Annotated in this window: 9 protein-coding genes and 1 pseudogene; 3 read left to right on the top strand and 7 right to left on the bottom strand. The window is 43.6% G+C overall.

Annotated features, from left to right (window positions below; translation table 11 throughout):
- Positions 1-90: 90 nt before the first annotated feature.
- Positions 91-1,269, top strand: coding sequence for an MFS transporter (locus XPG1_RS00300; RefSeq protein ID WP_045957311.1), 1,179 nt, complete (start codon positions 91-93; stop codon positions 1,267-1,269).
- 289 nt (positions 1,270-1,558) lie between these two features.
- Here XPG1_RS00300 and XPG1_RS00310 read toward each other — a convergent pair whose 3' ends face one another.
- From XPG1_RS00310 to XPG1_RS00325, 4 genes are read right to left on the bottom strand one after another with little or no spacing between them, the layout of a single operon-like run.
- The gene (locus XPG1_RS00310; protein ID WP_045957313.1) at positions 1,559-2,485 is read right to left on the bottom strand and encodes a GNAT family N-acetyltransferase; all 927 of its coding nucleotides are present in this window, start codon (positions 2,483-2,485) and stop codon (positions 1,559-1,561) included.
- Between the two features lie 12 nt (positions 2,486-2,497).
- Entirely contained in the window at positions 2,498-3,742 is a 1,245-nt protein-coding gene (locus XPG1_RS00315) for a phenylacetate--CoA ligase family protein (protein ID WP_045957314.1), read from the bottom strand.
- Positions 3,743-3,757: 15 nt separating this feature from the next.
- Positions 3,758-6,193 carry an acyl-CoA reductase gene (locus tag XPG1_RS00320; protein ID WP_045957315.1) on the bottom strand — a complete coding sequence of 812 codons (2,436 nt, stop codon included), beginning with the start codon at positions 6,191-6,193 and terminating at the stop codon, positions 3,758-3,760.
- Between the two features lies 1 nt (position 6,194).
- Complete coding sequence (locus XPG1_RS00325; RefSeq protein WP_045957316.1) at positions 6,195-7,325, bottom strand: LuxE/PaaK family acyltransferase; 1,131 nt, start codon at positions 7,323-7,325, stop codon at positions 6,195-6,197.
- A 671-nt stretch (positions 7,326-7,996) separates the two neighbouring features.
- Between XPG1_RS00325 and XPG1_RS00330 the strand changes: the two genes are divergently transcribed.
- Positions 7,997-8,995, top strand: a complete 999-nt coding sequence (locus XPG1_RS00330) for an aldo/keto reductase (RefSeq protein WP_045957317.1) — start codon at positions 7,997-7,999, stop codon at positions 8,993-8,995.
- 71 nt (positions 8,996-9,066) lie between these two features.
- Here XPG1_RS00330 and XPG1_RS17190 read toward each other — a convergent pair.
- The 3 genes and pseudogenes from XPG1_RS17190 to XPG1_RS00340 all read right to left on the bottom strand — a co-directional run.
- A pseudogene (locus XPG1_RS17190) lies at positions 9,067-9,294 on the bottom strand (acetyl-CoA C-acetyltransferase); the annotation flags it as partial.
- Between the two features lie 96 nt (positions 9,295-9,390).
- The gene (locus tag XPG1_RS00335; protein WP_071825276.1) at positions 9,391-9,618 is read right to left on the bottom strand and encodes a carboxymuconolactone decarboxylase family protein; all 228 of its coding nucleotides are present in this window, start codon (positions 9,616-9,618) and stop codon (positions 9,391-9,393) included.
- Positions 9,615-10,778 (bottom strand): MFS transporter, encoded by a 1,164-nt coding sequence (locus tag XPG1_RS00340; protein ID WP_045957318.1) that lies wholly within the window; start codon positions 10,776-10,778, stop codon positions 9,615-9,617. The genes XPG1_RS00335 and XPG1_RS00340 overlap by 4 nt, the downstream gene beginning before the upstream one ends.
- A gap of 501 nt (positions 10,779-11,279) precedes the next feature.
- Between XPG1_RS00340 and XPG1_RS00345 the strand changes: the two genes are divergently transcribed.
- The gene (locus XPG1_RS00345; protein WP_045957319.1) at positions 11,280-12,194 is read left to right on the top strand and encodes a LysR family transcriptional regulator; all 915 of its coding nucleotides are present in this window, start codon (positions 11,280-11,282) and stop codon (positions 12,192-12,194) included.
- Positions 12,195-12,325: the final 131 nt, after the last annotated feature.

Below are 12,325 nucleotides of genomic sequence, written 5' to 3' on the forward strand. Positions count from 1 at the left end.
TCCATAGTAGTATGAAAAAAAAACAAATATAAGATTTATTTTTTTCAATAAACTAGCACAACAATTGATATTAAGCTGGAGTCTTTTTTAATGTCTTCTTATTCCACATCGGTCGCAACAGAATCAGTTAGCCGTAATGGTCTTTCTATTGTTATCCTTGCCATCGCGGCTTTCGTTATTGTCACAACAGAATATCTCATCGTTGGGCTTCTTCCCTCATTGTCCCGTGACTTAAATGTTTCAATTTCAGCAGCAGGGCAACTTGTGACATTATTTGCATTTACAGTTATGTTGTTCGGGCCAGTATTAACTGCATTATTATCTCACATCGAGCGTAAGCGCTTATTTATCGTCATCTTGCTAATATTTGCGGTTTCTAATGCACTAGCCGCAGTTGCGCCAAATATTTGGGTACTTGCTATTGCGCGTTTTATTCCTGCTTTGATGTTACCCGTATTTTGGGGAACAGCCAGTGAAACTGCCGGGCAAATTGTGGGGCCAAAACGTGCAGGACGAGCTGTTTCACAAGTTTACTTAGGTATTTCAGCAGCGTTACTGTTCGGTATTCCATTAGGAACGCTTGCGGCAGATTCCATTGGTTGGCGAAGCACGTTCTGGGGGTTAGCTGGCTTGTCTCTTTTGATGGCAATGCTTATCTTTATCTTCATGCCGACCGTTGCTCGACCAGAGAAGATAAAAATTAAGGAGCAAACTCGTATTCTAAAAGATCCTCGATTTGTCGCTAACGTAGTGTTATCTGTTGTTATTTTTACTGCAATGTTCACCGCTTACACCTATTTAGCTGATACATTAGAACGCATTGTCGGGGTTCAACCGGCATATGTTGGATGGTGGTTAATGGGCTTTGGTGCTATCGGCTTGATTGGAAACTGGTTAGGTGGTCGCTATGTTGATCGTCATCCACTAAGCGTGACGGTGATATTCACGCTATTGTTAGGTATAGGAATGGTCTTCACTGTACCACTGGCCAGCTCTTCGTTCCTGCTCGTCATGTCTTTAGCACTGTGGGGTATTGCTTATACTGCGTTATTTCCCATTTGTCAGGTACGCGTTATGAAATCAGCGTCACATGCTCAAGCTTTGGCAGGTACTTTGAATGTCTCTGCTGCTAACGCAGGAACAGGATTAGGTGCAATCATGGGTGGGGTAGCCATCACACAATGGGGTCTGGGGAGTATTGGCTACGTGGCGAGCGGTATTGCTGTTATCGCTATCCTTATGGTGGCATGGATTGTGCGATTAAAGTAAATGGAGAGCTTAAAATAGAAAAGAGTAAAAGCTTCACCCTGGATTTTAAAATCGTTGAAAAAACGTGCGTCAATATCAGGCAAAAAAAAGCCAACATAAAGTTGGCCTATAAAGTAAACACTGGAAGCAATGTGAGCAATGTCGTACTTTCACATGGACCCTGAAGGTGGTGCACTGAAAGTATTAATAATGATAATCGTTCTCAATATCATTTGTAAAGCGTTTTTTTAATCAAATTTGGGGGGCGTTTAAAAATGTGATTTAGCCAGGGTAGTCGTTATATTGTTGATTATCCCCCCAGTTCCATTTGATAGAGATGTTGAGTCTCTGAGTCGTGAAATTGATAGGGTGTCAATTGATAACCTCGTAACCAGAGTAAAAACCAGCCATCATGTGTGTCTGGGCAAAGCCCAGCAAATCGAAAACCCCCTTTTTTGAGCAGTGAGTAGAACCCCAGCGTTTCTTCACAGGCCGGGAGTTTCAAATAAATTAGCTGACCGGTCGGAAAATCGATCACCTCCGATAAAAAGTCAGAATGAATCTCGTATAGCGTGATATCCAGACGACGACCGGATTTTTTAATCGTAAATGGTTCAGCGATCATTGAACGCTGATACACGGATGGGGTATATGGAGTTGATTCGCCGACATATTGGCCTATCAGGGAAACCCAGTTTTGCCAGGGCTGTGGCCAGTTGAGCTTAGGTAATGGCAATGATTTCAGCGGCAAAACCCCCTGAACGATACTTTCAGGTTCGGGTAAACCAAATGGCGAATCGACATAATCCAGCATCAGCGCCGTAGAATGGAAACCTAAATTTCGGGCAATGTGCTGGCTTTTCGGATGTGAACATACCTGTTTTATCGTCAATAAGTTATAACCTTGCTCTTTCGCGTAATCGCATAAATAACTGCCCAGAGACTTCGCCACACCATAACCTTGAAAATCAGGATATACCGCAATCAGTGCTAACTCGGCCTGATTTGGCTGCATGGGATCTTTGACCAAAGAAGCATGACCGATAAGCCGCTCCTGATGGAATGCTAAGGCTGAGTGCCATTGCCCGGTGATTTGGTTATCATTGATCAGGCTTGGTAGATAAATGTCAGGATAAACATACGAATTGCCGTAAACTTCACGGAATAATTGGCTGATTTTTCTATCATCACCTGACTGATAGCGGCGGATCTGAATAGTGGGATGGAAGATAGTCATATCGATTCAACCTTAATGATAATTACGCAGATCCACAACACGTTGCAATTTACCTGACCGTGGATGGGTATACATATCATCGATATTAGTTTGTACGATCTCCAACATATTTTTCTGAGTACAAAGTTTGTCCAAATGCGGAAAGGCAGTCATGACCCGGTGGCGTATTTTGTCAATGTCGACAGTCTGGAGGCTTGCAACCAATAAGCGGATTTGATCTTGCCCTTCTTTCTGGCTGAACTCCAATTGCCAGGCTAAAAGCTCGCGGTGTTGTGATAGCTGTGCTGCTAAATCGTCAGGGAATAAAGACAATGTGCCAAACCGGATACGGTAACCTTGATTCGCTCGTCCTTGTAAGGTGAACTTGCGCTCTGCCGGTTCTGAATCACACCAGCAAGCCATATCTCCGGTAGGATAACGGATGACGGGCATGAGCCGTCGTTGCAGATTAGTGACAACCAAGAGCCCACGTTTACCGGGTACAGTAATTGGCTGGTGGCTTATTTCATCGATGATCTCAACAATCGTATCGTTCTCAAATACCCGGTGTTCCCCTTTTTGACAGCCGGTATCCGCATAGCCGATTAAACCGGCATCGACACTGGCACACCCTATGGAGCCTAAACGAGCCTGAGGGAAAACATGTCGTATGATTGCAATTTGTGCATCGAACATACTTTCTCCACCGTAAAGGATGGTTTCCACCCCTGGTAATGTTTGTCCTGTGTCTTTCAGATAGTGAGCCAGGCGGATTAACTGAACCGGTACGCCTGCCAGCACATTGATATTATGAAGGCGGATATTGTTAACCAGCGATTCATCCTCGATCTTGCCAGCAAAAGGAAATTCCAATAGGGGCAGTGGTGCATTCGATAATGCACCGTGGATGAAAACAAAGCTGGTATAAAGATCGCCGGCAAAAAACAAATTGGCCACCCGATCCCCAGGATTTAATTGGCGGGCAATACCTTGGCCAAAGGAATGAATGAATGTTTTCCACTCTTGTTGACTGAAAACCGACAACCGTCCATCACTGGTTGAGCCGCCTGTTTTAAACACGTGACCGCCTTCCGGCGGCGCAGTCAGCACCGGCCATGTTGGCAAATTGTTTGAGTGTGCCCAATAATGACAGGGTTCCACGAGTGGCAAATCTTCTAAAGTCCAATGCTCTGGAATGGACTGATAGCATTCTCGGTAATAAGCAGAATGTTCGCGCACATAACGGATCAAATTAATCAAGGTTGTTCTGGTCATCATGTTAATTTTACCCAATTAATATTGACGCAAGTCGATGAACAATGGTGTTTTACCACTGTGTTCATTACGCTGAAAGTCAGCAGCAGAAGTGGAAATGATGTCTAAGATCAGGAGATTGCCTTCAACCACTTCCGTTATTTTGGGATTTTTCAATATATTCTGGCGTACTTTGGCTGGTTCGGCATGATCAACCAATAGCCGGATAGTATCGATACCATCACGGTTATGATCGATTATCCATTGTACGGGTAACGCCAGTTGTTCCGACAAGTCAGCAAGATTAAAGAAAATACTGCCTATACGCAGTATGGTGCCATGACGCTCTTTAAGCCGGAAACGCGGTGAGGTAAGACCACAAGAGCAGGGTTGATTAACCCAACAACCAAGATCCCCTAAATCGTAGCGCTGGACACATTGTGCTTCACGATGGAGGGAGGTAAATACCAGACGCCCGGTTTCACCTTCTGCCACGGGTTGATCATGCTCGAGATTGAGAATTTCCAGCCATTGGGTATCCGCCATTAAATGGAAAACGCCATCCTCACTGGCTGCACAGGCATGACCCACCGGGCCGGCATCCACCGAACCGTAAATGGTTGAGCGGATCAGGGTAACGCCAAAACTGGACAGGAAGTTTCGCTGATGCATATTCAGATGTTCTCCCCCTAAGAAGAGCTTACGAATACCGCCATACTGACGTAATTTGGTCGCTTCATTTAAAAATAACCGATGCAGTGTGCTTGGCATCCCCACCAGCGTATTAATGCGTTGGTTCACGATAAAATCTGCGATTTCCCTAAAGTCATTGTCAGCTGGGCCACCCATTGGATATTGCACCACACCCAATTTATCCAGAATGGTGAAGAAACTTATCATGCCGCCATACAATTTTCCGCCGTATAACAGGTTCATGACCCGATCGGTGGCAGGCTCAAGCCCGGAAGCGAAAACACCATCGGCGGCTGCCCGCATTTGTCGGTGATAATCATCATAGCTGTAAGCCGCCAGTTTAGGCTTGCCACTGCTGCCACCACTGAGGAAAAACAGGCGAGCTTTATCATTAGGCACTTGTGCCTGAAAATCAGTCTTATTCATGAGCGGAAGATTTTCTAGTCCGCGTGGGCGAGATGGCGGCATATCAAGATGGGCACAACCCGCCATTAAATCAGGTGCAAGACTGACAGAAACTCGCTTGGTAAAACGTGACAGTGCATAGACACCATCGTGTGGCTCACCATGATAACCGTCGTGCATCTGACCTGCGGGCGTGATGCGATTAATGCCCGCGGCAAACAGAGTGTGGCTCATTTCGGTGATCTGCTCTTGGCGGGTTATCAACGCACAACTTTGCAGATAGTGGCGCCAGGGTAGCAAAATAGAGCACAAACGCTGACGCGGGGCAGGGCGTATCTGCAATGTACGGAATAGCGGAGAAGCGGCTAATTCCTCTTCATGACGCCATATGACCCGCCAGTCGTCAGTGCGCCAGATTTCTCCGCGAACCTGCGTAAACGCGAAGTCGAGTTGTTGGAAAGCCGTTTGAGTCGTTATTTCCGCCGCTTCCTGAATATTCTTTTGCATGGTGGGATATTGCCCGGAACGGCGTTGCAGGGCGGCGGCCATGCGTTGTCCGATATGCTGTAAAACGTTAGGATCATCGCTATCGACCAGTAAACATTGTGGGCTAGAACAGGCTTGTTGATCATAACGACAGATATCATCTGCCAAGGCATCCAGTTGCGTATCAGCAGTAGCTTCCGGGCTTAACCAGGCAATACTGATGCGGTGTCCCCAATCGATCCAGCGGCAACCCGTGGGCAGTTGAGAACGAATAGAGGCCAGAGATGAGTCGCTGCCCCAGGCAGAAACAGCATCGGCATGACTGAACAATTCTGCCAGTTCTGTCACGGGTAAAGGCAATACGGCGACTCGATCAGCTAAATCACCGGAAATATCATGGGCTAAAAATGCGGCCAGAAGTTGCGCACTAAACCCGTTATCGCTGCTGCTTGGACGTAACCAGTTAATATTACCTACCAGCAAACTCTCTATGACCGCCATAAAAGGCAGAAGTTCAGCATTGGACGGCGTAATATGGACAACCAATCCTAACGGCTTCCATGACTCATATCGATTCTGGTTATAATCGAATCGGCGCAGTGAAAAAGCATTTTTGCCGAGTTCCCGTTCCAATTTGGTTTCCAGTGCTTCACGTTGGCAAAAAGCGATAAGCGCTTGCCGTGTCTGAGGGTCAAACAGGGGATGATCGTCCAGGTGGGAGAGATAATCGGCAAATTGTTGAGCGCAATCAAGTACCTGTTCAGCCGTATGGGGATGTGCCAGCAGCTCCGGTAAACGTTCACGCAATGTTGCAATGGTCTGTCCTGCCAACGGTTCAGTAGAAATCGGGGGAGTGATTGTTTTTATAGCAACGGTATTTACGGAAGACATGTCAGGATCTCTTAATCAATTCTGAAGCGGCAATAGCACAACTCCGATTTTTGCTGGTACCCGCCCGGCCAAGTAGTTCGAACCAGTCAGTTTCAATCTCACAACCACAATGTTTACCCGGATGTAGTACGGCCAGATCACTGGTCACGATGCTATGGGCTGGGCAGGAAGTAATAAAAGGAGAAGTAAAATGCAGAAAACCCGGCTCCCCATAAGGTTGGCACTCCAAACTGGCGGTATGGCGTACATATGCGCGGGCATAGACCGGAACGTGAAAATGATGGTGAGAACATTCCACATAAGGTACGGGATGTTCAACGGAACCATAGCCATCACGACAGCGAATATCAGGGATACCGAGCTGTTCGGTCAACCGTTGATACAGTTCTTTTTTAGGAATGGATTTATCGGCATGTGTTTTCCAGCCTCCGCCAAGGAAAACCAGCGATTCAGGATGTAATGTCAGTGCAGGTAGTCCCATTTGCTGCATTCTTTGCAGGGTAAACCATAAAAAAGCCGGGAAACCGAAGATACGTACCGGTAACCCTTCCTGAGCAAATTGCTGGAGTGCGGTAATGGTACCGAAGGGGTCGAATTCATTCCCTTGCCCGTTATGGCGCAACGCATAGTAGGCTCGATTGACGGGGGCATATTTGCACAAGAATTGATCGGTGTAAGCCGTGCCTAAAGTGATGGCACCAGCCGGTTCGTAGCTAAGCAGCAGATAGTTACAGGGCTGATCCGGGGTATTCCAGCCATAATAGTCAAAAATACAATCCACCATATGCTGGGCGGCCTTAATACTTGCAGCATCATAGCGCATACGGCTTTTTTGCCCGGTAGTGCCGGAAGAAGTCAGTTCCAGTGCGTCTCGAGCACTATCACTTAAGATCAGATTGCGTTTGAAATAATTGGCAAAGAGTAAAGGCAGGCTTGACCAATCCTCCAGCGTCATTAACGCCTGTTTATCCAGCCCATGATCCAACAGCCACTGTTCATAACCGGGGGTATGGTCACAGTGGTACTGCGTCAGTTCACGCATTGCGTGATTAAATAATTCATCATATTCGGTACAAGCACGGTAAGGATGTGTGATAGCACACAGTGCTTTGACGTGAGGTAAGTCTTGCATATCAGAACTCATTTTTCAGTAACAACCACGTAGGGTGATTAATTTAAATAAATTTAATTAATTTATTTGTTTTTATATCGGATGTAATCGTTTTTGATAGATTTTATTTATTATATTATTTAATAAATAAAATCACCTCTCTTAGACTTAATTGTTGATCGTAGTTACAGTGTGATGTTTTTATTGGTGATAATGATTAAGGTTGTTATTTAATTTATTTGTCATATATCAATATTAAATACTGGTTTTTTCTATTTGTGTAGTCAATGTGGGTTATGTGCTTTCTGCGCGTATTATTCCAAACCACATGGGAACAATCAAATTGTTTTTCTAATGATTCGTTCTGTTGTGAGGTTTAAGATAATCATTATTTAATAGAACAATGACATTAATTATTATTATGTTGTTGTTAATTTCAGTGTGGTTTTCATGGTGAATGGCAGAAAAATTTTTTCTTTTTCTAAGAAAAGGGCAGGAATGGTGGCTCATCATTTCCAGGCCTTAAGTCTTGCCTCTGCAAGTTAATTGCGCCTGGCACGCTTCCATGAAAAGCGAATTTTTAGATTCTATTTCTTTCGTTTATTCTTGTGATGCTTGTTTAATATCATCGATATGATAATTCAGATGTTTGCTAACTCGTGAAAGAATCAAAGTTCAACAAAGGAGTAATGATGGAACTTAGACACCTTTCTCAGAATTTTGCAGTTAGCGCCATCGGCTATGGAGCAATGGGCTTAAGTGAATTTTATGGGGAAACAGATAATAATAATGCGTTAAAACTATTGGATAATCTGCTCAACACCGGGGTGAAATTCATTGATACCGCCAATTTTTATGGTCGGGGTCACAATGAAAGACTGATTGGACATTTCCTTGGTAGGCTTGATCAGGCGACTCGTGATGAATTTAAAATCGCCACAAAATGTGGTATTGATCGCGATCCTAATGAGGCTTATGCACGTAGGATCAATAATGCGCCTAATTACATCACTCAATGCTGCCATGAGTCATTGCAGCGTTTGGGGATTGAAAAAATTGACCTCTTTTACTTGCATCGAGTGGATAAGGATGCCTCGATAGAAGAAAGCATGGACTGTTTATCACGTCTAGTGAAAGAAGGGAAAATTGGTCATGTAGGTTTGTGTGAAGTGTCAGCCAGCACGTTGAGAAAAGCGCATGCGGTATTTCCTGTGACAGCACTTCAGACTGAATATTCTCTCTGGACACGTGATATTGAGGATGAAATTCTGCCAGTCGTGAAAGAACTGGATATAGGCTTGGTTCCATATTCCCCTTTGGGACGGGGTTTCCTGACAGGGCGGTATCTGAAAAACAGTGATTTTCAGGAAGGTGATTTCCGTAAAAATAATGCGCGTTTTCTGCAAAAGAACATGGATCATAATCGTCAGCTTATCAATGCAATACATCCATTGGCAGAAAAGTACAACTGTACGACTGGACAGATCGCCCTGGCATGGTTGCTTGCACAATATGAAAGGACAGTACCGATTCCAGGGACAAAAAAGATGAGTTATCTGGTTGAAAATGCGGGTGCTGCGGCGATAGAACTCGACAGAACAGATCTCGAAACGCTCAATAATACCCGTAACACGTTCACTGTAAAAGGAAACAGATATAGTGAAGATGGTATGAAAGGTATTAATGCTTAGCTGTTAGTCCGTTTAATCCCGCCCGGTGTTCCGGGCGGTTTATTCACCATGATTATTGTGCATATTGTATATTAGCGAGTGACACTCAAAGCAATGCCTTCCCCTCCACCGATGCACAGCGCCGCAATTCCTTTATTGCAATTTTCTCGAATGAGTCCGTGTATTAATGTTACACGTATCCGACATCCAGAGGCGCCAATGGTGTGCCCTAGTGCGATTGCTCCACCATAAGGATTTATGCGTTCAGCAGGAATACCGCAGGAATGAGAAACAGCTAGAGCCTGTGCTGCGAATGACTGAAGTTCCAAGCTCAACGGCTGACTGGTTGGCGAGAGCCCCCATAAAAGAACCAGTTGCTGTTCGTTTTGCAGCTATTACAACGATTTCATCCATCATTAACCTCTTGATGCAATTGAGTTAGATTTTTCTGTAGCAACAATCGCAGCGCGGTATGCGGTTAGCCCATTCATACACGCAGGTACTCCCGCATATATTGCCATCTGTATGACAACTTCAAGTAACTCTTCTGGTGTTACACCAACGTTAAGAGCACCTCGCATATGTAATTCCAATTGGTTCATAATGTCCCGACCGTAATTTGTTAATTCAGTATCTTGTTTCATATAGCCTTATCCGTAAATTTTTCACTGACGGGTTTATTAGAAGGGATTATCGTAATGAGAAGTATCGATAGCGTAATTGCTGTACCTGCCGTAACAAATAGTGCATGAAGTGATAATGCGGAGACGATCCAGGCCCCCACTGAGGCTCCAATACCGATTGCTCCGTTAAAAAACGAAACATAAACTGCAGATGCAGGAAAAGCTTCATCGCCTGCCAGACGGAAAACCCAGGTTTGAAAACCGACGAAGATTCCTGAAATTGATATCCCCCACACAACCACCGTAATCAGGATATTGGTACGTGATATTGACTCTGAACTATTGCCTAACATCAGAAGAACAATACCGATAAGCAGAGCCGAGAGTATGACAGTGGCTTTTAGATACTTATCAATAATCATACCTGTCAGGAAATTACCAGCCAGGCCAGCAATACCATAAATGAATAGAACTGCAGGTATGAAATTTTTAGACAATGTTGGTTGTGAGTGAAGCCAAGGTTCGATGAAAGTAAAAGCGGCAAAAGTTGATCCCAGTACTTTTTTTAGGGCATTAATACCCAATGTACTTTTGGATGTGATCTTAGGGACAATAAGCATAATACCAATGAATGCGACTACACAGAGCAGTGCCATCAGCCAAAATGCCTGACGCCAACCGAAATTCAATCCTATATAGTTAGACAAAGGAACACCAAATACACTGGCAGCTGATACCCCACCAAAGACAATAGATGTTGCTGTACCCAGATATTTTATAGGTACCATCGCCACTGCTGTGGCGCCGATCATTGCCCAAAAAGCACCATGAGCCAGAGCACCAACGATGCGGGCAATCAGCAGTACGCCAAATGAATCAACAGTTGCAGACAAGGCATTTGATACGAACAGAATAATAGTTAGGGTTAACAAAAGGCGCTTTTTGGATAAATGACCCAGAAATAGGGACGCAAAAAGCGCACTCAATGCACCTACCCAAGCGTAAAGAGATACTGTCATCCCAATACTGGATTCTGAAGTGTGAAGTCCGTCTGCAATAGGTGTCAACAAGCCAATCGGAGCCAACTCAGTTGTTACTATAGTAAACGTTGATATAGAGAGAATAAATAAAGCTAGCCATATCCTGAATGACATCTCAGGATTTTTAATTTCTGAAGTCATAAATTACGACCTGTGAATGAATGTTAAATATTGCTCCATCCTTTAATCTTCGCGTAATCAAGGCGCTTTTCATTAGATCCCACGCATACTGGATTAAATTAAATTCGAGTAAAATATATTTTTGAACCATTGGCTATCTCCTTAAATGCGCGTAATTTGATAAACTCATCAATATTATGTGCTTCACAAACAAAGTGTTTTTTAGACTATTATTTAATCCATTAATAGATTTAAGATTAACGTTATTTGGGCGAAGAAATCTTGAAATTAATATATATTTTTCAGACATATCAAATGCTCAGTGGTGATGGGGTTCATTTGCAAAATTACCACGATGAAATTTCATGAGAATTGTTAATTTTGTGATTCATTTTTTATATCAATGGATTTCAATTCATCATGTCAATTAACATTTACAATAAAAATGGATTGATATAAGGTGATAAAGTGAGAGGGCAAAATATTTGTCACGCAATATGCCATCCAATTCATGGAGACTCTGTGGACAGCATTAACAATAAGCTACCCAGTATAAAACAGTTACAATGTTTTTTAGCTGTTGCTCAGGAGCTTAATTTCAGGAGAGCCGCAGAGAGGCTACGTATGACACAACCCCCTCTGACTCGGCATATCAAATGTCTTGAAGAAATTCTCGGTTGTGATCTTTTTTCCCGTAATACTCATGAAGTTCATCTGACAGATGCCGGGCGGATGTTAGTTGAAAAAGCCACATATCTTATCAATGAATTTACGTTGTTTATGCGTGAAATTAAAAATGAGAAAGCGCATGTGCGGATTGGTTTCACCCGAACATTGAATTTCGACAACATACCCGAACTGGGTGATAAGATAAAAACACTGATGTTCGGCGATGATATTGATATACAACACCTGACTTCCAGCCAACTTTTGCATTTTCTCTCGAAGGGGCAGATGGACATTGTGATTACAGGGGAACGGAGTTTGCATAGCGAACATGATTTCAAATTTCACTGGATCTATCGAGAACCTCTTTTACTTGCCATGCCATCTTCTCATCCCGCTAGTTTGAAGGGAAAAATTGCTCTCACCGATGTCTCAGATCTGCCTTTGTTTTGGTTTTCAAGGAACGCAAATCCCGTTTTTTATGACAAATGCGAAAAATATTTTCAGCGTTTGCCTTTCTTGTTGCAAAGGCGCAAAGAACCGGATGATTCACTGGTGATGCTTGCGAATATTGCAAGAGGAAAAGGAATGGCGCTTATGCCTCGTTCCATGTGTGTATTCAATCAAGAAGGACTTTGTTACCGAGAGTTGGTTGATGATGCTGCTCAATCCCTGAATATTGATGTCTATGCTGTAACGAGTAAAAACGAAACCAGAGAAGTGGTTATAAATGGCCTAAACTATTTGCTTAGCGATACAGCCTCCGAATGAATATCTATCTTATTTTTCAAATAATTAAACACAGATCTAAAGCATGAACGTTTTTAGCGACTTTTTGAGTGTATCTATTCATTTTTAACGAATATCCTCATTTGGATGCTTATTTAAGCACTCCTGCGTTA

Origin of the sequence: Xenorhabdus poinarii G6, from assembly GCF_000968175.1 — a bacterium.
GTDB lineage: Bacteria > Pseudomonadota > Gammaproteobacteria > Enterobacterales > Enterobacteriaceae > Xenorhabdus > Xenorhabdus poinarii.